This window comes from Acinetobacter sp. FDAARGOS_559 (genome assembly GCF_003940475.1).
GTDB lineage: Bacteria > Pseudomonadota > Gammaproteobacteria > Pseudomonadales > Moraxellaceae > Acinetobacter > Acinetobacter baumannii.
In genome coordinates this window covers 3,636,247-3,658,591 of record NZ_RKJG01000005.1, presented here as the reverse complement: position 1 = coordinate 3,658,591, position 22,345 = coordinate 3,636,247, and the positions used below count along the sequence as shown (strand labels likewise).

The following is a 22,345-nucleotide window of genomic DNA, read 5'->3' as shown; positions in this document are numbered from 1 at the left end:
CAAAATGAATAAGCAAGAAATGAAAGACTTGGTGACTAAAGCCCATCATGAGCTCTTTAATTTGCATGACACCACTGCTCTAGACCGTTATTTTTCTGAAGACTTTATAGAGCACTCACCACTCGTTGCAAATGGTATTTCAGGTCTTCGTCAATTGGTAGAAGATTGTCCCGATATGCAACACGAAGCTGTACGTGTACTAGCAGATGGTGACTTGGTTGCAATTCATGGCCGCTTTCAAGGCTTAGATGAAAACCCATTGGTTGGTTTTGATATTTACCGAGTAAAAGACGGCAAAATTGTCGAGCATTGGGATGGTCTTGTGGCAGAAGCTGCACCGAATGTAAGCGGTAGAACTCAACTAGATGGTCCGACCGAAATCGTAACTCACCATGACCCAGAGAAAAACCGCGAGATTGTGACGTCTTTCTTCAAGAAGTCATTAATTGATGGAAATTATGAAGCCTTTAAAGAATATACCGACGGCGATCAGTTCATTCAACATAGTCCAGATATTGGTGATGGCGTTAAAGCCGTGATTGATTTTTTGAACAATATCCGTAATGAAGGACAAGGTTTGGTATACTCAAAAACGCATCGCTCCATTGCTGATGGTCAATTTGTATTGACACATTCCGAAGGCAGTATTGCCGGAAATCGACATGCCTATTTTGAACTATGGCGTGTAGATAATGGCAAAATTGTTGAACTTTGGGATGCAATACCTGCTGTGCCTGAAGATGAACAGGCTGTCCATGGTTATGGCGTGTTTTAATAACTATTTATCCGCTTCATTAAGCTAAGTCTTTTGACTTAGCTTTTAGAGAATTCGCCATGTCAGCATATACGATAATTTTTGCACCTATTGCTCAAGCAACTCGTTCGGAACAAGTTGTAGAACGCTTGGAAAATGCAATTATCTCTGGTTTGCTCAAAAGCAATGAACAACTTCCTAATGAAGCAGACTTAGCACGCTTAATGGGAGTTTCGCCAATTACTGTTCGTGAAGCATTAAATACTTTACGCGTAAAGGGTTTAATTGATACACGTCGCGGAAGAAATGGTGGAAGTTTTGTTTGTGAGCTACCTTCGGATTTACTTTTAAATCAACATCCTTTGCGCCAAGCTTCAAATGAGTATCTTGCCGATTTAGGCGAGTTTCACAGTGCAATTTTAAGTCATAGTGCCTATCTGGCCGCTCAAAGAACAACTGAATACGAACTTAACAAAATCAAAGAGTTGATTGACCAATTTGAACAAGCCGTTGAAGCAGATACACGTGCACAGCTTGATTTACGTTGTTTACTCACACTCACCTCATTTGCCCAATCTTCAAGACTGGCAAATCAGGAACTCACGATTCAGGCTGAATGGGCTCCGCTCATTGCCGTGCTTTATCAAGATGATGATTTTCACCGTGAAGTTGTAAAGCAATATCACCATCTTTTGTCGTCTTTTATTGACAACAATGAAAATGAAGCTGTTATTCAAGCCAGAAAAATAGTTTCAATGCTCACTGACCAAATGCTTCGATATAAATTATCGAGTGAATAAAAATAAGAAATAAGATGGCTTATCAATACACAAGTTAGAAATATGGAATTTTAGGAGTTATAGGAATGACCCAACATTTAGATGTAGAAGAGCTTCAAAATTTGTTAAAGACGGTGGTTGACGAAACAACCTCTATTACGGAAACACTCGCAAGTAAAGCAAGTAAAATTCTGTCAAAACACGCTTCTGAAAAAAATGCAGATATTAAGCTTTCAACTTCAGAACGCGCTGCTTTGCAGAAAGAAATTAAAAAAGCACTCTCTCAGAGCCATTATAGTCAAGGTACGGGTTTTGCAAGTTATAGTCCGGCAACTCAAGATGAGCAAGACTATTGGACGCTAGAATGGTGGTATAAAAAAGAAGATCAATTACAACAAGCGAAACTTGAAAACTACCAAAATGCGCAGCGCTTTTTAGATTTCCGCTCATTTGAGTGGTTCCATAAACCTGCACAAAATAAAAGTCCATGCATACATGGTCCTTATGTGGATTATATTTGCAATGGTGCCTATACCATTACCATTGCTCACCCTGTCATGATTCATGACCATTTTATCGGTGTCATTGCGACCGATATTTTAGTTTCGGCCCTTGAAAAACTACTTATGCCAAAACTCAAAAACATTAAGCAAAAGGCGGTCATTATGAATGATTCATCTCGAGTCATTACTTCAAATGACATTAGCATCAGAACCGGGACATTATTTAAAGCTAAGACTGATCAACAGTTTTTCTCACAACCCTGTCAGTCTTTCCAGTTGGTTGTCATCTAAAAAGCAAAGAATATTGGCCTTTTATTCCCGCTTTAGTGTACCACCAAGGTGATATAGCACTCTAAGCCCTAGCTGTTGTTCAAACTTTCTTCAAACAGACTTGTTTATTCAGGTCTAGGGGAAGTTTTGGCCTAAAAATAGCATCGCCTTTCTGGATGAAAAGCAAAAACAACGAAATTTGAGGTTGAAAAGACATGGAAAATAAAGCGTCTTCCTTAAAAAAATTATCGCTATGGCAAGTGACAATTATTGGTATTGCCTATATGACCCCCATGACGGTTTTTGATACTTTCGGTATTGTTTCCGGAATTACCAACGGGCGTGTCCCTCTTGCATATTTACTTGCTTTAGGTGCTATGTTGCTTACCGCTTGGAGCTACGCAAGGTTTAGTCAAAATTCGGAAAAATCAGGCTCAGCCTATAGTTATACTGCCGAAAGCTTAGGACCCAAAAGTGGCTTTTTTGTCGGTTGGTGCTCTCTACTCGACTATCTGTTATTACCGCTCATCAATGTATTACTGGCAGCAATTTATCTCACCGCACTGATTCCAAGTTTGCCTTATTGGTTTTGGGTGCTGGTATCGGCGGGCCTTGTGACTTTAGTCAACTGTTTCCGTATTCGGTTACTTGCCAACTTAAGCCTCTTGTTTGTGTTCGCACCCATTATCCTCATGGTCATTTTTGTATATTTAGTGGTCCGGGGTATTGGCTCTACCCAAGGTTACGAACATGTACTTACCTTGGCTCCCCTATGGCATGGTCAGCAATCACTGTTACCACTTGTTGCTGGGGCCTCCGTTCTATGCTTTTCATTCTTGGGTTTTGATGCGGTCACCACCCTTTCAAATGAAACCAAACAACCCACCAAAAATATCCCCCGTGCAGTCATGTTAACCACACTTGCTGGCGGAGCTATTTTCTTCACAGCCGCTTGGTTTATTCAGCTTTATTTTCCAAACAATGTCCGTTTTCACCATCCTTCAGAAGCGTTACCAGAAATTGTGCTTTATGTCGGTGGTGCTTTGTTTCAGTCCATCTTCTTATGCGGACAAATTATGAACACTGTCGCCTCTGGCCTTGCCTCACATGCCAGTGCTTCGCGTTTACTGTATATAATGGGCACTGACAATATTTTCCCTAAAAAGTATTTTGGAACCATCCATAGCTCTTTAGGGACACCCTTTTTCTCGGTTTTATTTGTCGGGCTTATTTCAATGTCGGCTATTTTCTTAGATTTAGCTCAAGTTGTCAGTCTGATCAGTTTTGGTGCGCTCGTTGCGTTTACAGCCGTAAACTTCTCAGTTTTTATGAAATTTTATATTAAAGATAAGCAACGCTCAGGTTTTAAAAATAAATTTCTAAACCTATTTTTACCGCTGTTATCGGTCGTCAGCATTATTTGTTTATGGCTCAATCTCGACTCGTCTTCACTGACTTTTGGGTGCTTCTGGTTAGCTTTAGGCATTCTCCTATTCATTTATAAAACGATTAAAAAACAAAGTATTGCAATTAGTAATGCTTATTAATTTTTTAAGGAACTTCGTCATGAAAATTATTTCTAAACCTCAACTTTTAAAAGATGTGGAATACAAACCAAGTCAGTCTTTACAAGTGGGTAAAGAATGGAGCTGGTTAAATCCAAAACATACAAAATTTGACGCAACCACGGTTAACGGCACTTCGGTAGATAACCCAGCAAACTACTATGAAAGTTCCCTCTCGAATTGGCATACATTTGACAGTTTAAATACTGACATCGAGTGTGATGTGGTGGTTATTGGTGGTGGCTTATTAGGTTCATCAACTGCCTTACATTTAGCTGAACAAGGTGTAGATACGGTTTTATTAGAAAAAAATCGTATTGGTAGTGCAGCTTCAGGTCGAAATGGTGGACAACTCACCCCAGGTTTAGCACGTTGGGAAGCTCAAGAAATGGCCGATCGTCTCAGCTACGAAGATGCCAAAAAACTATGGCATTTTACCTCTACTGAAGCGATGCAACTGATTGATGATATCTCGGAAAAATACCAACTCAACTTTGACCGTAAATACGGCCATATTACTGCCGCCGTTCATGAAGGACATTTGGTTGGCTTAACACAAGGTGCCGATGCCCGAAAATACTTAGGTGAAGACCACACCCGTATTGTGGGTAAACACGAACTCATGGACTATATTAAGTCTGACTACTATACAGGTGGTTTAATTGATGAGTTAGGTGGACAAATCCATCCGTTGGCTCTAAACCGTGGCTTAATTTATGGCTTTTGCCAAAACGGCGGCTCTGTGTATGAGCAAACAGAAGTTATTTCAATAGAAGAAAAAGCAGATGGTATTTATGTTCAAACAGCAAATGCAGTCGTAAAAGCTAAAAAGTCTGTGGTTTTAGCGGTACACCATGCTTCATTTAAACTTTTATCTGAACAGAACAATACCACTATTCCGTTTTATACCTATGTCGCGACCACCGCTCCTTTAGAGCTTGATACCAAAGAGCTTCTGCCATTTGGACATCCGGTTTATGACACTCAGTTCCAGATTGATTACTACCGCCCTGTCTTTAATAACCGTTTACTGTTTGGTGGACAAGGTACTGGAACATGTTGGGGACCAGAGAAAACTCTAAATTATCTAGAGCATCGAATTCATACCGTATTCCCGCAAATTAAAAATCTAGAGATGGATTTCGTCTGGAGTGGAACTACTGATTTAACGGTAAATGGTGCAGTCGATAGCCGTAAATTTGGCAACAAGTTCCCGATTTATGCTGTTCACGGCTGGAGCGGTCATGGCGTAGCGCAGACAGTACGTATTGGTAAAGCCATCGCAAATGATTTTGTTGGCCAATCGAATGACTTTGAAATGTTATCTAAAATTGACCATCAAAATATTATTTTTGGTCGTACCCTTGCCCCAGTTGTTATTCCACTCGCTAAAAGCATGTATGGCCTCGGTGCAATGATTAATCCGGGCAAAATGGTTTCTTTCTAATTTATAAAAACGTCATTTTCTAAAAAAGATTCGTACAGTTTTGTGCGAATCTTTTTATATCAAAGCAATATTCATTTTCAAACTAGGTTATCCCTTTTCAATCTATTACAATAACGCCGGCTTCTTTATTCAGCGCATAGTATTTTGAGTAACTCATCTTCCCAACTAAAACGTGGACTTAAAAATCGTCACATCCAGTTAATCGCTATGGGTGGTGCTGTGGGCACAGGACTATTTTTAGGCTCGGCACAAGTCATTCAATCTGCTGGTCCTTCAATCATTTTGGGTTATGCCATTGTCGGTTTGGTTGCATTTTTAATCATGCGCCAAATGGGTGAAATGATTGTCGAAGAGCCTGTAGTCGGTTCTTTTAGCTACTTTGCACAAAAATACTGGGGAAGATTTCCCGGTTTTTTATCGGGCTGGAATTATTGGGTAGTGTACATTTTGGTTGCCATGACCGAGCTTACCGCCGTGGCTAAATATGTACATTATTGGTGGCCTCATATCCCTGCTTGGGTTTCAGTTTTATTTTTCTTTGTGCTGGTCACTTGCTTGAACTTGGGCAATGTTAAATTTTATGGCGAATCTGAATTTTGGTTAGCTATTATTAAGGTTGCTGCGGTCATTTCAATGATTGTGTTTGGCTTATATTTACTGCTTACCACAGGTAGTGACTCTATAGCTAGCTTTTCAAACCTATGGCAGCATGGCGGATTTTTCCCTCATGGATTCTCGGGCCTGTTTTATATGCTCGCTTTTTTAATGTTTGCCTTTGGTGGTATTGAACTCATTGGAATGACGGCAGCTGAAGCTGAAAATCCTGAAAAAAGTATTCCACAAGCCATTAACCAAGTCATTTTTCGAATTTTGGTATTTTATGTGGCTTCGCTGGCAATTATTATGTCGCTTATTCCATGGAATCAACTGGACCTCGGCGGTTTAGATAAGAGTCCATTTGTCATGATTTTTAGCCAACTGGGCATTGGTTGGGCAGCACATTTACTTAACTTTATTATTTTGACTGCTGCACTTTCTGTTTATAACAGTGGGATGTATGCCAATAGCCGTATGTTGTACGGGCTAGCAGTTCAAGGCAACGCACCTAAAGTTTTTGCAAAAGTAAGCAAACAAGGTGTACCTACATCCGCGGTTATCTTTTCTTCTATTCTAATTTTTGGGTGTGTATTACTTAACTATTTCATACCAGAAGAAGCTTTAAGCTATCTTATGTACATGGCTGTAGCAGCTTTGGTTTTAAACTGGGCAATTATTAGTTTTACCCATTTAAAATTTAAACGTTCGATGAAGCTTGAAAATAAAGTTGCCAAATTTCCTGCACTATTTTCTCCTTTGAGTAACTATATCGTTTTGACTTTTATTGGCATGATTTTATATATCATGTGGACTCAAGGCTTTGAAAAGTCAGTAATTATCATTCCAATCTGGATCGCCTTTATGTTTGGGCTATATACAATTTTGAGTTGGAAAAAATCACTCTAATCTTCAAACAAGGCTTATTCAAACAAGATAAGCCTTTATTATTTTGGGGTTTACAAACAATTTGCCTTCAGAACAAACCAATTATGCCATATGCCTATTTCTAATTTAATTCACAATAATTAATTCTGAGATATTTTATGTATTCTTTATTCATTCTAAAACAAGCAATTAAGTCATACTCAACAGATCATGATTAAAATACAAGTGTTTACATGATCTATAATTATTTGTGCTTATGTTCAGCTAAAATCGAGGCTGACAAAGTATATTGTTGCGATGCCCTTCTAGGAAAAAGACACTTCATCTAACCCAGTGCTTTACCCACTTATAGATTTCGCGCTATTTACTGCGTCGCTCAATGATGAAAGACAGGAAAATTTTATGGAAAAAACACTGCAATGTCCGAAATGTGGTTCTACAGAAATTGAAACACGTGATCATGACAAATTACTTAAAACCACTGGCGGTGTTTTATTAACAGCTGCAGGCACTACGGCAGGTACTGTAGGCGGCGCCGCAACTGGTGCTACTGTAGGGGCAGCGATTGGTACTGTTGCCGGACCATTAGGTGTAATTGTTGGTGGAACTGTAGGAACATTTGTCGGTGCAATCAGTGCAGGCATTACTGGCGGTGTGGTAGGTAATATTTTTGGTAAAAAAGCAGGCGTAATGATTGATAAAAATATATTTCAGGACTATCGCTGCTTGAAATGTAAATACCGTTTTAAACGGAAGAAATAATATGATTTCAATTGAATTAAGCAGATAAAATCAGTTTCTTAACTATCTATTCTGCTTAGTTCAAAGTTTTTATAGAAGTGCTCCACATAGCAAATATATGAAGCAACTTATTTAAGAAATTAAGAAACTAGCTTGAGTTTAATTTACTTAGCTACGCCATCTTGTTGAAATTTAGGTGAACGTGGTCCGTATAATAACCCCATACCTGGATTATAATTAGTCGGGGTAAACAGTTGAGTATTGACCATACTTGCTAATGGATAAGCTCTATCATTAAAGCTGCCAGCAATCTGTTCAACTAAAGCCCCAACGACCATCCCTATTAAACCCGCATTACCATCACTACTCGCTTGAACAAGTTTTTTCTCACCTGTCCAAATCACATCTCCCGTTTTCAAATCAACAAGTTTTGCATCTGCACTTACTGTAGCAACACTTTGAATGACTTGATATTTAGAGCCATATTCTTTAATTCGAATATAGAGAGCAGCATCTGCGCCAAAAATTTCTTGTAATTTCTGAGGTGAAATAGACTGAGCATCGTTGCCATTAGTAACGCCATTCTCTTTAAACATGTTGTCTATAACAGAGATTGGAAAAACATAATAGCCAGCTTCTGCTACAGGTGCCACCACAGTAGGCCAATAACTATAGGTCGCTTTTACATCAGGTGAATCATTGACTGGTGGCAATACCAAAATTGACTTTGGCATATGGGCTTTATAGGCCGTAATATCTTTATTAGGTGGTGCAGTAACTGCACATCCTGTAAATGCAAGGCTAGAAATGACCAAGCTGGCAATGAGAAGTTTCTTAATCATGATTTTGCATTCCCACCATTCGCATTCATTTTTTGCAATAAGCGATCCATTAAAACGGTAGATTCTGGATATACTTGACGTTCAAGTTGGAAATACTCGATTGCTTTTTGAGAATTATTTTCTTGTAAATACAATAATCCTAAATGAGCATATAACCCCGGTGGTACAGCTAGGCCCTTACCTTTGGTTTTTTCAATCTCTGCTTCTAATTTTGTGATCTGCGTATTTGGCGTTGCTTTTTCAGGTGCGTTATACATCAAATAGGTTTGATGAGTATAAGTTCCCCAATTGTATAAAGGTTGAGGACCAGCGGCACAACCCACCAAACTCATCGCAAGAAAACTGCTAAAAAGAATTTTTTTCATCTAACACATATCCAAAATTATTGAATTGACCAACGGTTATTTTGAATATCTGTCACAAGATTATTTACTGCTTCACGAACAGCTAAGTCGAGTACTTTACCATTTAACGTAGAATCGTAAGAAGCTGTAGTACCAAAGCCTAAAACTTCACGTGCACCTAATACATATTCACCAGCACCTTGTACCGAATGCACAACTTCTGATGTTTTTACATCAACAATATTTAAATTAACTTTGGCATAAGCAACTTGTTGTTTACCGCGTCCTAAAATACCAAATAACTGTTGATCGCCTACTTCTTTACGACCAAATTCAGAGACATCACCAGTAATAACGTAGCGAGCACCTTTAATAGATTGAGCAGTATTGCTATAACCTACTTCTTGTTTAATTTCTGATAGATTGTCACGGTTTAAAACTGAAAAATAGCCAGTTTGCTGTAAATGTGTTTCAAGAATAGTTTTCGCCTGCCCACCTAAACGATCGACATTATCAGAGAAAACACCTCTCATATAACTAGAGCGATTATCAAACTTACCAATAGAAATAGGAGTTTTTACTCCGGTATATTTTGTTGTAGCAGTAGCAGCAATGACTTGTGGACTTTGTATCGTTCTTGAAGTTTCAGTAGTTGAACAAGCAATTAAACCGAAAGAACACGCCATAGTAATGATTAATATTTTTTTCATGTTTACTCTATAAAGATAAATAAATACAAAGAATACATATTATATACAAAAAGACTATCCAATAAGCGAATAAATTAGGACTTTAATAAAAAATTTACTTAATTCGTTTAAATAATTTTTAAAGAAGCAAAAAATTTATTCTATAGATAGTTAATTATATGAAACCTATTATTAGTAAATTAATTATGGTTTTCCGCGGTATAGAAAAATCTATCTATAATATAAAAATCAGCTACTTACTTTACGCTTTAAAGAAGATATGAAACAATTATGCCCTAATACAACTTCTGAAATTACAAATGAAAAAATTATTACTTTTAAGCTTAGTTAGCATTTTCAGCTCATATAGTTTTGCAGAGGACAATAGCTCAACTTATCGGGGACTTGGTACTGGTCCTGAAGATTTTTTAAAGTTTCAAATTCTTAAACAAAAAGGTTTCCTAGCCAAAAAACCTAATATTTCAAGAGCAGACTATAACGATATATACAAACTCAAAAAACCTTATGAATTTATGGGACAAAATGTTGTACTTATTTCAGATGAATATATGTCTGAATATGTGGGCTGTTGTGTGAGTGAAGGTTGGGTAGCTGTATTTAAGCAAACCACCAATTTAAAATTAATTGAAAAATTTGCAAAAAAGAATCAATGTAATATCGCTCCGATAGAAACCGATAGCACTTACTATGGGTTTAAAATTAGTTCTCTGCCAAAAGGTAATTATTATGAATTATCATGCCGCGAACGTGATTTAGATGAGTCTCAATAGATAGGAATTAAATTCTGAAAATAAGAGCCAAACAAGTTGTTTGGCTTAAAGAATCCAATAGGTAGAGGCTACCTTAAAGAGGAATAGCTTTTGATGCGACTTTTACCAAAGTACCTCCACCTGGAACAACTGTACTCGCCAATTCTGCTGAAAGCTCTACTAAATTTTCTTTAGTAAAAGCTTGATCAAAAGTATTTCTGAACCAATTTCCTTGTTCAATAACCTCGCCGGTAAGTCCATCAACTTCAATAACACCAATTTTATCTGCATTAGACCAAATATATTCAAACGCATAAACGGGGCGAAAATAAAGGTAAAGTTGAGTTATTTCTTCTGAATCTTCAATGATATTAGTTGCATGAACTTTTTGATTTTGTAGTTCTGACCTAACTATACTAGTAACTGAATCAAGAGAAAGTAATGGTTGAAGTACATTCTCAACTTCGACTTTCTCTACTTCGGTAAGTTCAAATTTTCTAATATATTCTGCTAAATGAGATGATTTAAGTTCACGCTGCAAGCCATCAAAATAATTTGAAAACTCTATTTTCCGGCTACACACTTCCTTCATTTGTAATTCTATTTTGCCTTTATCTTGTTGGCGTGTAACAGGATAATTTTTTTGTTCAGGATCTGTATAAACCTGAATCTGCTTCGCATGAGGATTATGTACAGGAATAGAATAAGTAACAACACAATCATAGTTTAAATTGCGTTCACTTGAAACAAACCAAAACGGTTCATAACGTAGAATATGATTTTTTAAATTTACAGTTTCTTCAGTAGGACGTTTTAGAAAATTAAATTTTGCCAACATTCCAAAAGCGTTGACCTTTTTCTTTTCAGCTTGTTGCTTAGCGGACTCAAACTCAAATATCTTTTTGAAAACAAAAATTTTATGGTTTTCGGCCTTTACTTCTAATTTTGACATAATGATATTAATGCTATTAAATAAACTTTTAAATTATAATTATTAAATCTCATAAAATAAACCTTTAAGTTTGTATATCTTATTTACTCCTATAATTAAATAAATTTATACCAAACTCTGTTTTATTCGAAAATAAAAATATATTATACGACATATAAGAATACTAAATTTTTCCTTTGCCCTCATTCAATTGCAAAGCCAGTTACTAATTTATTCTTTAATTTTCAACTAAATTCCACCTCCAATTTAGTTAAAAATTATTAAAAAATTCAAACACCTCATACATATAAATTAAATATAATCAATATATTCAACTTATATCTTGAAGAAAAAGACAACATTTAGATCTAACTTAGGTTTAATGAGCAAATTTAAAAAAAATACTCCAACATCGTATCTCTTTCACTCCAAAAGCTGTTTGTATTTAAAAACCCAAAAATTAAAACCATCTAACAGGTTTTCCGAATATTCGTTACAAAAAAATATATACTTTGCAGAAAATAATATAGCTTTAATCAAAAATTAATAAACATTTTCTCATACTGAAGATAGAATGGGTTTAAACGAACCACTTCCATTTTCTATAAGAATAAAGTGGTAAACTTTGCAACAAGTTATGTAGTTCCTAATTGCTTTCAACATCAAAATACTCATGTTTGTATATTGCTCCATTATTCTCTATAAGTGGGAGCACTTCCTGACTTTTGAATTTCTTTGAAATAAGCACTCTCCTCTGCTTGAATATCTTCAATTTTCTGATCAGTTAAAGGAGTAGATATAGTTAAATATTTTCGTACGTAAATAGCATTAATTCTTTCCTTTTAAATAACACGTTCAATAATCAATGCGATGCCTTGCCCCACACCAATACACATTGAACACAAGGCATAACGGCCACCTGTTTGCTCAAGCTGGTTTAAGGCTGTAGTCACAAGACGTGCACCTGATGCCCCAAGTGGATGACCTAATGCAATTGCACCACCGTTTGGATTTACCTTGGCAGAATCGTCTGGCAAACCTAAATCACGAGTCACTGCCAAAGCCTGTGCAGCAAAGGCTTCATTCAGCTCAATCACATCCATCTGATCTAAAGTCAGGTTAGCTTGTTTAAGTAATTTTTTAATTGCAGGCGCTGGAGCAAAACCCATAATACGTGGCTCTACGCCCACTGCTGTTGAAGCAATGATCTTGGCACGTGGTTTGAGATTGTAGGCCTGAACTGCCTCATCCGAAGCAATCAGTAGAGCTGCTGCACCATCGTTAATGCCTGAAGCATTACCCGCAGTGACCGTGCCCTCTGCTTTTACAACAGGCTTAAGTTTGCTTAAACCTTCAAGTGTGGTCGATGCACGTGGATGTTCATCAGTATCAATCACAACAGCATCACCCTTACGCTGAGGGATTTCAACTGCCACGATTTCTTTAGAAAAAAAGCCTTTGGCTTGCGCGCTTGCGGTGCGTTGTTGGCTCACCAAGGCAAACTGGTCCTGATCTGCACGATTGACATTGAACTGTTCAGCGACGTTTTCAGCAGTCTGGGGCATGGTGTCTACACCATACAATTCTTTAAGTTTAGGGTTAATGAAACGCCAGCCCATGGTGGTGTCCTCAATCTTCTGGCTACGGCCAAAAGCACTGTCTGACTTACCCATTACATAAGGTGCACGGCTCATGCTTTCCACACCACCTGCAATTACCAAGTTCGCTTCGCCGGCTTTAATGGCACGGGCAGCAATGGCAATCGCATCGAGTGATGAACCGCATAAACGGTTAATGGTGGTTGCTGGAACCTGATACGGTAAACCTGCAAGTAGTGCTGACATACGGCCGACATTACGGTTATCTTCACCGGCTTGATTCGCACAGCCATAGATCACATCATCGACCTGTTCCCAATCTACATTCGGGTTACGCTGCATGAGGGCTTTAATCGGCACAGCGCCAAGGTCATCAGCACGGACAGATGCAAGGCCACCGGCATAACGGCCGAATGGAGTACGGATGGCATCGATGATATAAGCGTTTTTCATTCTAACTTTTGTCCTTTACTTCAGGCCTTTTTAGCCATTCTCTGTAAGTATTTCGCAGTGGCGACATGGATGTCGCCTTGTTGCTCAGCACAACAGGGAGGTTGTGTCTGAGTAACAAAGGTTTTTGGTTACTTTTTTAAAAAAGTGACACGAATTAGCTGGTGGTACCTGACTTAAACAGATAAGACTCCGTTGTGATGCTTTATAAATTTTCATATCAACGAATAACATCACAGCTGTAATTTATTGTGATATCCATAGGTCTGTTGTATAAGCGATACCTTACTTTTGAAAGGTCAAAAGTAACAAAAACCTTTGTTGAACTGAGGAGGCTTCCTTGCCTCCCTGTCCAACGGGCGACATCCATGTCGCCTGTCACGATAGTGAATGCTGTGTAATAGGTGTTTGTTGTGTAAACCTTACCCTTGAGTCGCATCAATCAAAGTTGCACCTGTTAAAGCCTGTAACTCATCAAAGCTAAGACCTTCAACTTTCTCAATCACCTTTAAACCTTCGCTAGTCACATCAATCACACACAGGTCAGTGTAAATACTGTCAACGGCAATTTAAAACTGACCCCTTTTACCTTAAAACAGCAAAGTAAAATTGACCCCTTTGATGATTTATTAAGACTCAATTTGTGGTTGAATTCCTACTCTCTTTTTATCTTTTAGACGATAACTTTCCCCAGATATTTGTACAACATGACAATGATGTAATAAACGATCCAACATTGCTGCTGTCAAAGTAACATCATCTGCGAATGATTTAGACCACTGGCTAAATGGTAAATTACTGGTCAAAATCGTACTGCCTTTTTCATAGCGCTTGGCAATAACATTAAAAAATAAATTTGCTTCTTCACGACCAAATGGTAAATATCCTATTTCATCGATAATCAATAACTTTGGAGCAAGTACAACACGTTGCATGTAGTTTTTTAATTTACCTTGTTGATAAGCTAGGCTAAGTTGCAACATTAAATCAGCTGCAGTAATAAACTTAGTCTTAATATTATTCATAATTGCCTTATAGCCTAAAGCCATTGATAGATGTGTTTTCCCAACACCACTTGCACCAATAAATACAACATTTTCAGCTCTTGGAATAAAGCTTAAATTAAATAGTTCAAGCAACTGCGACTTTGGAGCACCTAAAGCATAATTAAAATCATAAGCCTCCAACGTTTTGATTTGAGTAAGACCTGAAAGTTGTAAAAGAATCTGTTGACTACGTTGCTGCTTGGCTGTGTATTCATGTAATAGCATAGCTTCAACGAAATCTGCATAACTGCCATCCTTTGCTAAGGTTTGTTGTGCATGATGTGACCATTGTGATGCCACTGTTTGTAGACCAAGCTGACGGCAAAGCTGTTCAATACGCTCATACTGTAAATTCATTAAGAAACCTCCAGTAATTCATCATAGATTGATAAGGGGTGTTGAACACTCTCATGAGGTATGAGTGATGATGGGCTAACATCATCAATTACAGATTTTTAGAACCATCATTAAATAAAGGTAATGAAGAAAAATATTGTTGTTCTTCAAGCAAACGAGTACTTGGTTTTTCTTTAGTTGTTGCATGAATGCGTTGATTTGCTGTTTCACTAAGCCATCGACCAATATAGGCATTTGCCATATCAACATCTAAGCTAAGGTCAACCACCTTTAAACTTGCTTTTAATGGCACGATAAAACTTGATTTCAAATAACTATTAAAGCGTTCTACTTTACCTTTTGTTTGCGCACGATATGGCTTACAAACACGTGGTCGGAAGTTATATTTCTTAGCACAATCAAGTAATTTAGCATTCCAGCGATGTTGACCATCTTGATAAGCATCACGTTCAATCATAATGGCCTTAGCATTATCAAATAATACATCTTTAGGAACACCACCAAAGAACTGAAAAGCACTTTCTAAGCCATCAATCCATGCATCAGAACGTTCATGATCATAAAACTTAACAAAGGTTGCTCTAGAGTATCCCAAAGTTGCAACAAATGCTTTTAATGTGGTGTGATGACGTCGAATTTTTGTGAAATCAACCTGCATTTGTTGACCTGGTTGAGTCTCAAATCGCTTAATCGGCTCTGGTTGTTTAGTTGGCTTTAATGTATTGAGATAATTTTGTAGTGTTCTAATTTTCCCCGTGTAGCCTTTTTGCAAGATTTCTTGATACAACACTGCAGCCGGTATCCATTCTGGATCGGCGGCATTTACACGTTTGATTAAATACGGTTTATAAGGCTCAAGAATACTCACTTTAGATTGTGTTCGTTGATATTTAGGTGTTACTTGAGATCGTAAATATTTACGCACAGTATTTCTAGAAATACCGAGTTCGCGGCTAATTGCCTTAATAGATTGACCTTGTTGATGAAGTATTTGGATTGTCACTGCTTGCTCCAAAGTTAACATGTTGAGCAGTCCAAAAAGACCACTATATTAACCAAGGGGGTCAATTTTCAAATGCTGTTGGGGGGTCATTTTTACATTGCCGCTAACAATACGATCCACACAGTGTTTACCAGTAACTGGATAAGTCAGCTCAGCGACAATCTTTGGCTCACCTTGTTTGGTTACATGGTCCGTAGTGATAAATACTTTCTTGGCACCAACCGCCAAATCCATCGCACCACCTACGGCAGGAATCGCATCCGGTGCACCCGTGTGCCAGTTCGCCAAGTCACCATTGGCTGCCACCTGAAATGCCCCAAGCACCGCAATATCAAGGTGACCACCACGCATCATGGCAAAGGAGTCACCATGGTGGAAAAAGCTGCCGCCTTCAAGCATGGTCACAAACTCTTTACCCGCATTAATCAGTTCAGGGTCTTCTTCACCCACAGCTGGCGGTGGGCCAAAAGCCAATAAACCATTTTCAGAATGTAGAAAAACATCTTTGTCAGCAGGTAAGTAGCTGGCAATCTTGGTCGGTAAACCAATACCCAAGTTGACATAGGCGCCATCGGGAATATCTTGTGCCACACGTTGTGCAATCTGGTCACGGCTGAGTTTCTGGTAGCTCATGTTATTTCTCCTTATTGCTTACTGGGCGGGCTGTACTTGTACAACGTGCTGTACAAAGATACCTGGGGTAATGATATGTTCCGGATCTAATCCACCTAACTCAACCACTTCAGAAACTTGAGCAATGGTGACATCAGCAGCCATGGCCATGATCGGACCAAAGTTACGTGCTGATTTACGGTAAACAAGATTGCCCCAGCGGTCGCCTTTGTAGGCTTTAATCAAGGCAAAGTCAGCCTTGATCGGATATTCGAGTACGTAGTCTTTACCATCAATCTCACGGGTCTCTTTGCCTTCGGCTAAAAGTGTGCCAAAGCCAGTTGGGGTAAACACCGCCCCAAGGCCCATACCAGCTGCCTGAATACGACACGCCAGATTACCTTGCGGTACGACTTCAAGCTCGATCTTTCCGGCACGATAAAGTTCATCAAACACATAAGAGTCAGACTGACGTGGAAAAGAACAGATCACTTTTTTAACTGAACCAGCTTTAAGCAGTTTCGCCAGACCATAATCACCATTACCGGCATTGTTGCTGACAATGGTCAGGTCTTTAACGCCAAGTTCAATCAGACCGTCAATGAGTTCAGCGGGTTGTCCTGCGGTACCAAAACCACCAATCAGAATGGTTGCACCATCTTTAATTTGCGATAAAACCTCGCTTAGTGAGGACTTACTTTTGTCAATCATAATTCATCCATTATTCTAAAATCCCTTCCCTCTATTGTATTGCGTTCGTCCACATAAATAGCCTGCGAAACTGCAAATACAATGTTCTGTAATTTAGAACAATCCCACTGCTCCAAACTCAATATGATAAAGACATGATCAATCATAAGGAGTCAACGATATGGAAGAGCAAGTCCGTGAAATGGAAAAACAGCGCTTCAACAGTCTAATTAATAAACAATATGATCATTTTGCTGCAATGTGTGACCAACATTTACGTTATGTACACACTAGTGGCACAGTCGATGATTTGTCTGCTTTTATGAACAAATTACAGGCGGGTTATTATGATTATCAACACATTGATTACGATATTATTAACGTGGTTGATATGCAAGATTGTGTGATTGTTACTGCCAATTTTCATGCAAAGTTACTGGTCGGCAAGCAACCACGCACCTTACAAAATCGGGCATTGTCGATTTGGAAAAAGCAGCAGGATCAGTTGAAGTTGATGATGTATCAGGCAACTCCTTTTAGTGCTTAATCAACATATAAAGCGTTAGCGACAAATCAGCGCTAACGTTTTAAAAATACAACACCATCTGTTACATCGATAGGTACAGCCTTAAGGTAATGACCTTTACAGGGCCCATCCACACATTCTCCAGTGGTAATGTCAAACATGGCAGAATGATGGGCACACATGATCAACTTATTCTTGTAAGTACTAAACACCCCATCCTTATAATCCAGTTGTACTGAAAAATGTGGACAAACATTTTCATAGGCATAAAAACCATTCTGCCCTTTGATCACCACAATACTTTTTTTCTCATCCTCTGGATGAAGCACCCGAAAGCAGATCTTCTCCTGAAAATCGGTCTGCTCACAAAGCTTAATTAAGTTAACCATGCTCAAGCCTCCGAAAGAATAAAATCGTATTCCATCAGATCATAATCACCGTCTAAACCGTATACAGCTTGGCTTTGAGGATCTGCTTGTTTCGATTCATGGCAGACAATTAACCGATCTTTTACGCCAAATACAGCGTCATTTTGTAAGTATTCCTCATTCTCTAAAAAGATATGCGTGACAAGAGGTTGATAACCTTCGGCAACGATTTTGAAATGAATATGTGCAGGTCGCCAAAAGGTTCGTTTGGCATAATTCAGCAGTTGTCCCACCGTACCATCCGAAGGAATTTCATAACTGACGGGTAGAATAGATTTAATCGCATACGCACCATCAGCTTGACTCACAAACACTCCACGCAGGTTATCAATTTGCTGTTCAGGATCTTGACCAGAATACATGCCATTGGCGGCTGTTTGCCAGACATCAATATAAGCATTAGCTATTGCTTCGCCTTGTGTATTACGAATATTGCCTTTAATCAGTAAAGGGCGGCATTGCTCAGCATTTTCGATCACAATGCTATCTGCAAAGTTGCGAACTGGCATATCGGCAATAAAGAATGGCCCGAAAACAGTAGACGGCGTTTGAACTTCATTTTTTTGATGGTTAATTTGATCAACCAACATAGAAATACCGAGTACATCAGAGAGCAAAATATACTCTTGTCGTTGCTCATGGCAAAGTTGCCCAGTTTGGGTTAAAAACTGGATAGCTTGCATCCACTCAGCTTCGGTCAGTTGAACTTCGTTGATATAGTCATGCAACTTTTGTACGAGTGCTGTGATTAAAGTCCGGTGACGAACATCTTCTATACGTTGGAAGCTTTGAACAGCTTGGGTTGTTACGCTCATGATCAATTCCTTTTTTGCGGCGTGAGTCACCCGCCCGCAGCAAATAAAGTACTGCGGTCAGATCTATCTTCATGATGAGTTTCGGTTTGTCTTAAACCGGTGGCAGCCCTTGATAAGCTTTGGTGAGCAAATCAAGTAACTCGTCGTAATCATAGCCACGTGGGTTGTAGTACGGACTGTCACAAATAATTCGCGCCACTTCAGCAGGCCCTTGTTCCGGCAGGCCAATATCTTTTAGTGCCAATGGAATATTTAAAGACTGGTTTAATCGATAAATTGCCATACCAACGTCTTCACGACTTGCTACGCCTAATGCCCCTGCCAATCGATCCATGGCTTCAACATCAGCATTACGGTTGTAATGTACCGAGTAAGCCAAAGTAATGGCATGTGCCTGTGCATGCGGCAGGTTAAAGGTTCCACCCAAGGTATGGCAGATTTTATGGTGAATTGCCATGCCAACAGAGCCTAAACAAATACCCGCCAGCCATGCACCATAAGTCGCTTTTTGACGTGCTTCAAGGTCATGTGTATCTTTAACAATCGCTGGTAATGCGGCTTTTAACGCCTGAATCGAATCCGTTGCCATCAAGCTAATAATCGGATTTTTGTCCTGTGCATATAGGGCTTCCACTGCATGTGCCATCGCATTCATGCCGGAACAAGCCGAAATTTCTGCGGGTAGAGTTATGCTCAATTCTGGGTCATAAATCACCACTTTGGGTAACACATGAATGTCTTTACCAGTAGTTTTCAGATTATTTTCGGTCAGACCATATACCGTAGTCATTTCACTACCGGCATAGGTGGTTGGAATAGCCACAATCGGGGTATGAATTTTTAAAGCAATCGCTTTAGCCAGACCAATGGTCGAACCACCACCCAATGCCAAACAACAATCAATATTGTTGGCTTGCACATACTCGACGGCTTGATTCGCCACATCAACCGGAACATGCATTACTGCATGTGGATATACGCCCACGGCAATATTTGCAAGTTGTTCTGCCAGCTTTTGGCCTGCGTCTTCCTGCTCAGGGGTCGTTAGTACCAAAACTTTCTGATAGCCATGCTGTGTCAAAATCTCTTTGATTTCTTTAGATTTGCCATTGTCAAAATACACGTCCAATGGCAATGACTTATAATGGAATGCATTCATGCTGTTTATCCTCGCTGAAAATGCGGTGGAATATTTGCATCAACATTGACCCAAATCGATTTGGCTTCCGTATAGTCATGGATGGCTTCAAAACCCATTTCACGACCATAACCCGATTTGCCTACACCACCAAACGGACTGCCCGGATTGACACGTTTATAGCTGTTAATCCAGCACATTCCGGCATTAATCTTTTTGGCAAACTGGTGCGCACGTTGTAAGTTTTGTGTCCATAAACCACTGCCCAAACCATATTCAGTACAGTTGGCAATATCCAATGCTTCATCATCAGTTTTAAAGCGCAATACCGTTACGAAAGGCCCAAACACTTCTTCTTGTGCTACACGGTCCATCGGTTTGGCTTCAACCACCGTTGGTAAAACGTAGTAGCCATTTTGAAGGCTGGAATCTTCTGGTGCCTTACCACCTGACAGGACGTGTCCACCCTGTTCTTTGGCAATTTCCACATAAGACAATACCTTGTTGCGGTGAGCTTCCGAGGTCAATGGTCCCATTTCGGTGTTTGGATCTAGCGGGTCACCTAAACGGATGGATTCTGCCAGTTTGATAAATTTTTCCAGGAACTCATCGGCAATAGCCTCATGCAGCACCAAGCGTGATCCAGCAATACATGCTTGTCCCTGATTGTGGAAAATCGCCCAAGCTGCACCGTTTACTGCTGCATCAATGTTGGCATCTTCAAACACAATGTTGGCACCTTTACCACCCAGCTCAAGCTGTACGCGTTTTAAGTTACCTACAGATGAGCGGACAATGTTCTGACCTGTTAAAGTTGAACCAGTAAAGGCAATTTTGCCGACATCTTCATGCTCTGCCAGGCGTTGCCCTGCGGTATGACCATAACCTGTTACCACGTTAACTACACCATCTGGAAAACCGGCTTTTTTCACTAATTCAGCAATTTTGAGCGTCGATAAAGGTGTCAATTCTGAAGGTTTCATCACCACGGTATTACCTGCCGCAAGCGCAGGGCCAAGTTTCCAGCTGGTAAACATAAGCGGGAAATTCCACGGCACAATCTGCCCAACCACACCAATTGGTTCACGAACCACGTAGTTTAAAAAACCTTGCTCAACCGGAATAACCGAACCTTCAATTTTGTCAGCCATACCACCAAAATAGCGGAAACATGCCGCGGTACGTGGTACATCTAAACGGCGTGAATCACGAATCGGATGTCCGGTATCGAGTGACTCAAGCTGAGCCAATTCTTCCAGATTTTCCTCAATCAGATCAGCAAGTTTTAATAATAATCTGCCACGTTCAGCCGCTGGCGTTGCTGCCCATGCCGGAAAAGCACGCTTTGCTGCAGCTACAGCAATATTGACATCTTCTGCTTCAGCCGCCGCAATTTTGGTAATTAACTCGCCATTAGATGGATTGAGTACATCAATGGTGCCACCATTTTTTGCAGGCACGAATTGGCCATCAATAAATAATTGAGTATTCATAATTTTACCTAATGAGTATTAGAGGCTGTTAAATGTAGGAAGTTAACAGCCTCTAGCTGAATGCTTAGAATTGGATTGGATAAGGAGATAATTCGCCTGACTCATAACGTTCAGGTAGATTTGGTGTCGCATTTTCCCAAACAAGTAACATTGAGCGTTTAGTTGAGTATCCTTGATGACGAATATTGGCTGGCATTGCTGCGATATCCCCCGCTTTCATAATGACGCGGGCAATAGGACTACCATCTACTTTATCGCCAATATCCCAAGTGATTTCATCTGATAATTGCAAGAACCACTCTACGCGATCATTGCCATGAAAAATTGGTAAAATATATTCTTCTGTAGTAGGGCAGAATAAGCTCTGTTTACAAACAGAAGTTACAGAAGGATTCCATGTCACATCTGAACGCGACAGATATTTAAACAAGTTAAAACCACTAAGTTGACCTTCAAAACCAGGTTCACAATATATAAGTGGATCATCTTGAGCCACATCTTCAAACTGACGGTTAACTGGTAAATCATCACGTAAAGGCGAATCATCAGGTAACCCAGGCATACGTTTGGTGGCAATTCGATAACGGTCAATCGCTTCTGAATTATCACCATGCTTACGACCAAAAGCAGAACCCGTTTCTTCTGGGGCAGCAAATGGATCAAATCCTTCACTTACCCAATCATGTAAAATAGCTTTAAAAGTCGCCATGATTAGTGGAGTTTCAAAGTTCTCAACATAATCTACCCCTGCTGCTTTTAATACTCCATTAAAAGTGCCAGCATATAAGTCGACATTGCCATAGTGGTTTTGAGTACCAATAACATGATCGAAGTTAACCCAACCATAGAAAAAACCCCAAGCAACATCTCTCATCAAAGCCCGTAAAAAAGCATCAACAGACATTAAATGAGAATGCTCTTGACCTTTTGCTTCCCATGTTACTTTGGCAAAGTATTCATCACGGCTAAACTTAAAATTACCTAACTGGAAAGTTGAATAACCTGAAATTTCATCATATCCAGTAATCGTTACACCATCATCTTCAACAAATTTATTTTGCATCGCATTCAT

Annotated in this window: 20 protein-coding genes and 4 pseudogenes; 9 read left to right on the top strand and 15 right to left on the bottom strand. The window is 39.3% G+C overall.

The window, feature by feature from the left end:
* The first annotated feature begins 4 nt into the window (after positions 1 to 4).
* The 7 genes from EGS71_RS19230 to EGS71_RS19200 all read left to right on the top strand — a co-directional run bounded on the left by EGS71_RS19230 (position 5) and on the right by EGS71_RS19200 (position 7,562).
* Positions 5 to 775, top strand: a complete 771-nt coding sequence (locus tag EGS71_RS19230; protein ID WP_001041177.1) for a nuclear transport factor 2 family protein — start codon at positions 5 to 7, stop codon at positions 773 to 775.
* A 59-nt stretch (positions 776 to 834) separates the two neighbouring features.
* A complete protein-coding gene (locus EGS71_RS19225) occupies positions 835 to 1,554 on the top strand; it encodes a FadR/GntR family transcriptional regulator (RefSeq protein WP_001277431.1) in 720 nt (239 codons plus the stop codon).
* A gap of 65 nt (positions 1,555 to 1,619) precedes the next feature.
* Positions 1,620 to 2,327: a cache domain-containing protein gene (locus tag EGS71_RS19220; RefSeq protein WP_000191921.1), complete on the top strand. Its 708-nt coding sequence runs from the start codon at positions 1,620 to 1,622 to the stop codon at positions 2,325 to 2,327.
* A gap of 194 nt (positions 2,328 to 2,521) precedes the next feature.
* A complete protein-coding gene (locus EGS71_RS19215; protein ID WP_000428076.1) occupies positions 2,522 to 3,853 on the top strand; it encodes an APC family permease in 1,332 nt (443 codons plus the stop codon).
* 19 nt (positions 3,854 to 3,872) lie between these two features.
* Entirely contained in the window at positions 3,873 to 5,318 is a 1,446-nt protein-coding gene (locus tag EGS71_RS19210) for an NAD(P)/FAD-dependent oxidoreductase (protein WP_000691976.1), read from the top strand.
* 144 nt (positions 5,319 to 5,462) lie between these two features.
* Positions 5,463 to 6,821 (top strand): amino acid permease, encoded by a 1,359-nt coding sequence (locus EGS71_RS19205; protein WP_002015374.1) that lies wholly within the window; start codon positions 5,463 to 5,465, stop codon positions 6,819 to 6,821.
* Between the two features lie 381 nt (positions 6,822 to 7,202).
* Complete coding sequence (locus tag EGS71_RS19200) at positions 7,203 to 7,562, top strand: hypothetical protein (protein ID WP_000416093.1); 360 nt, start codon at positions 7,203 to 7,205, stop codon at positions 7,560 to 7,562.
* A 143-nt stretch (positions 7,563 to 7,705) separates the two neighbouring features.
* Here the strand turns inward: EGS71_RS19200 and EGS71_RS19195 are convergent, their stop codons facing one another.
* From EGS71_RS19195 to EGS71_RS19185, 3 genes are read right to left on the bottom strand one after another with little or no spacing between them, the layout of a single operon-like run.
* Positions 7,706 to 8,383 (bottom strand): DUF799 domain-containing protein, encoded by a 678-nt coding sequence (locus EGS71_RS19195; protein WP_000592252.1) that lies wholly within the window; start codon positions 8,381 to 8,383, stop codon positions 7,706 to 7,708.
* Positions 8,380 to 8,748: a DUF4810 domain-containing protein gene (locus EGS71_RS19190; RefSeq protein ID WP_000721818.1), complete on the bottom strand. Its 369-nt coding sequence runs from the start codon at positions 8,746 to 8,748 to the stop codon at positions 8,380 to 8,382. Before EGS71_RS19190 ends, EGS71_RS19195 begins: the two co-directional genes overlap by 4 nt.
* 17 nt (positions 8,749 to 8,765) lie before the next feature.
* Entirely contained in the window at positions 8,766 to 9,437 is a 672-nt protein-coding gene (locus tag EGS71_RS19185; RefSeq protein WP_000721903.1) for a CsgG/HfaB family protein, read from the bottom strand.
* Positions 9,438 to 9,736: 299 nt separating this feature from the next.
* On the opposite strand from EGS71_RS19185, the gene EGS71_RS19180 reads away from it, so the two are divergent.
* A complete protein-coding gene (locus EGS71_RS19180) occupies positions 9,737 to 10,207 on the top strand; it encodes a hypothetical protein (RefSeq protein ID WP_000735021.1) in 471 nt (156 codons plus the stop codon).
* 73 nt (positions 10,208 to 10,280) lie between these two features.
* On the opposite strand, the pseudogene EGS71_RS19175 reads toward EGS71_RS19180, so the two are convergent.
* The 7 genes and pseudogenes from EGS71_RS19175 to EGS71_RS19145 form a co-directional block, all read right to left on the bottom strand.
* A pseudogene (locus EGS71_RS19175) lies at positions 10,281 to 11,191 on the bottom strand (hypothetical protein).
* A 768-nt stretch (positions 11,192 to 11,959) separates the two neighbouring features.
* Positions 11,960 to 13,168, bottom strand: a complete 1,209-nt coding sequence (gene pcaF, locus EGS71_RS19170; protein WP_000786473.1) for a 3-oxoadipyl-CoA thiolase — start codon at positions 13,166 to 13,168, stop codon at positions 11,960 to 11,962.
* A gap of 419 nt (positions 13,169 to 13,587) precedes the next feature.
* Positions 13,588 to 13,728, bottom strand: a pseudogene (locus EGS71_RS19165) (3-oxoadipate CoA-transferase); the annotation flags it as partial.
* 66 nt (positions 13,729 to 13,794) lie between these two features.
* Positions 13,795 to 14,568, bottom strand: a complete 774-nt coding sequence (gene istB, locus EGS71_RS19160; protein WP_001053381.1) for an IS21-like element ISEc57 family helper ATPase IstB — start codon at positions 14,566 to 14,568, stop codon at positions 13,795 to 13,797.
* Positions 14,568 to 15,592, bottom strand: a pseudogene (gene istA / locus EGS71_RS19155) (IS21-like element ISEc57 family transposase). The gene istB and the pseudogene istA overlap by 1 nt, the downstream one beginning before the upstream one ends.
* Positions 15,593 to 15,679: 87 nt before the next feature.
* Positions 15,680 to 16,204: pseudogene (locus EGS71_RS19150) on the bottom strand (3-oxoacid CoA-transferase subunit B); the annotation flags it as partial.
* An 18-nt stretch (positions 16,205 to 16,222) separates the two neighbouring features.
* Positions 16,223 to 16,894, bottom strand: a complete 672-nt coding sequence (locus EGS71_RS19145; protein ID WP_000566018.1) for a 3-oxoacid CoA-transferase subunit A — start codon at positions 16,892 to 16,894, stop codon at positions 16,223 to 16,225.
* 160 nt (positions 16,895 to 17,054) lie between these two features.
* Between EGS71_RS19145 and EGS71_RS19140 the strand changes: the two genes are divergently transcribed.
* Entirely contained in the window at positions 17,055 to 17,420 is a 366-nt protein-coding gene (locus tag EGS71_RS19140; RefSeq protein WP_000392591.1) for a nuclear transport factor 2 family protein, read from the top strand.
* Positions 17,421 to 17,452: 32 nt separating this feature from the next.
* Here the strand turns inward: EGS71_RS19140 and EGS71_RS19135 are convergent, their stop codons facing one another.
* From EGS71_RS19135 to EGS71_RS19115, 5 genes are all read right to left on the bottom strand, one after another.
* Positions 17,453 to 17,788, bottom strand: a complete 336-nt coding sequence (locus EGS71_RS19135) for a Rieske (2Fe-2S) protein (protein WP_000247645.1) — start codon at positions 17,786 to 17,788, stop codon at positions 17,453 to 17,455.
* A gap of 2 nt (positions 17,789 to 17,790) precedes the next feature.
* Positions 17,791 to 18,642 carry a dioxygenase gene (locus EGS71_RS19130; protein WP_000117564.1) on the bottom strand — a complete coding sequence of 284 codons (852 nt, stop codon included), beginning with the start codon at positions 18,640 to 18,642 and terminating at the stop codon, positions 17,791 to 17,793.
* Positions 18,643 to 18,733: 91 nt separating this feature from the next.
* Positions 18,734 to 19,801: a maleylacetate reductase gene (locus EGS71_RS19125; RefSeq protein WP_000990946.1), complete on the bottom strand. Its 1,068-nt coding sequence runs from the start codon at positions 19,799 to 19,801 to the stop codon at positions 18,734 to 18,736.
* Positions 19,802 to 19,806: 5 nt separating this feature from the next.
* Positions 19,807 to 21,273, bottom strand: a complete 1,467-nt coding sequence (locus EGS71_RS19120) for an aldehyde dehydrogenase family protein (RefSeq protein ID WP_001095978.1) — start codon at positions 21,271 to 21,273, stop codon at positions 19,807 to 19,809.
* A gap of 64 nt (positions 21,274 to 21,337) precedes the next feature.
* Positions 21,338 to 22,345 (bottom strand): hypothetical protein, encoded by a 1,008-nt coding sequence (locus EGS71_RS19115; protein WP_000993229.1) that lies wholly within the window; start codon positions 22,343 to 22,345, stop codon positions 21,338 to 21,340.

Excerpts from the sequence above, each read along its gene's own strand:
- EGS71_RS19230 (WP_001041177.1), top strand. The coding sequence starts at position 5 with ATGAATAAGCAAGAAATGAAAGACTTGGTGACTAAAGCCCATCATGAG.
- EGS71_RS19225 (WP_001277431.1), top strand. The coding sequence starts at position 835 with ATGTCAGCATATACGATAATTTTTGCACCTATTGCTCAAGCAACTCGT.
- EGS71_RS19220 (WP_000191921.1), top strand. The coding sequence starts at position 1,620 with ATGACCCAACATTTAGATGTAGAAGAGCTTCAAAATTTGTTAAAGACG.
- EGS71_RS19215 (WP_000428076.1), top strand. The coding sequence starts at position 2,522 with ATGGAAAATAAAGCGTCTTCCTTAAAAAAATTATCGCTATGGCAAGTG.
- EGS71_RS19210 (WP_000691976.1), top strand. The coding sequence starts at position 3,873 with ATGAAAATTATTTCTAAACCTCAACTTTTAAAAGATGTGGAATACAAA.
- EGS71_RS19200 (WP_000416093.1), top strand. The coding sequence starts at position 7,203 with ATGGAAAAAACACTGCAATGTCCGAAATGTGGTTCTACAGAAATTGAA.
- EGS71_RS19195 (WP_000592252.1), bottom strand. The coding sequence starts at position 8,383 with ATGATTAAGAAACTTCTCATTGCCAGCTTGGTCATTTCTAGCCTTGCA.
- EGS71_RS19190 (WP_000721818.1), bottom strand. The coding sequence starts at position 8,748 with ATGAAAAAAATTCTTTTTAGCAGTTTTCTTGCGATGAGTTTGGTGGGT.
- EGS71_RS19185 (WP_000721903.1), bottom strand. The coding sequence starts at position 9,437 with ATGAAAAAAATATTAATCATTACTATGGCGTGTTCTTTCGGTTTAATT.
- EGS71_RS19180 (WP_000735021.1), top strand. The coding sequence starts at position 9,737 with ATGAAAAAATTATTACTTTTAAGCTTAGTTAGCATTTTCAGCTCATAT.
- pcaF (WP_000786473.1), bottom strand. The coding sequence starts at position 13,168 with ATGAAAAACGCTTATATCATCGATGCCATCCGTACTCCATTCGGCCGT.
- istB (WP_001053381.1), bottom strand. The coding sequence starts at position 14,568 with ATGAATTTACAGTATGAGCGTATTGAACAGCTTTGCCGTCAGCTTGGT.
- EGS71_RS19145 (WP_000566018.1), bottom strand. The coding sequence starts at position 16,894 with ATGATTGACAAAAGTAAGTCCTCACTAAGCGAGGTTTTATCGCAAATT.
- EGS71_RS19140 (WP_000392591.1), top strand. The coding sequence starts at position 17,055 with ATGGAAGAGCAAGTCCGTGAAATGGAAAAACAGCGCTTCAACAGTCTA.
- EGS71_RS19135 (WP_000247645.1), bottom strand. The coding sequence starts at position 17,788 with ATGGTTAACTTAATTAAGCTTTGTGAGCAGACCGATTTTCAGGAGAAG.
- EGS71_RS19130 (WP_000117564.1), bottom strand. The coding sequence starts at position 18,642 with ATGAGCGTAACAACCCAAGCTGTTCAAAGCTTCCAACGTATAGAAGAT.
- EGS71_RS19125 (WP_000990946.1), bottom strand. The coding sequence starts at position 19,801 with ATGAATGCATTCCATTATAAGTCATTGCCATTGGACGTGTATTTTGAC.
- EGS71_RS19120 (WP_001095978.1), bottom strand. The coding sequence starts at position 21,273 with ATGAATACTCAATTATTTATTGATGGCCAATTCGTGCCTGCAAAAAAT.
- EGS71_RS19115 (WP_000993229.1), bottom strand. The coding sequence starts at position 22,345 with ATGAATGCGATGCAAAATAAATTTGTTGAAGATGATGGTGTAACGATT.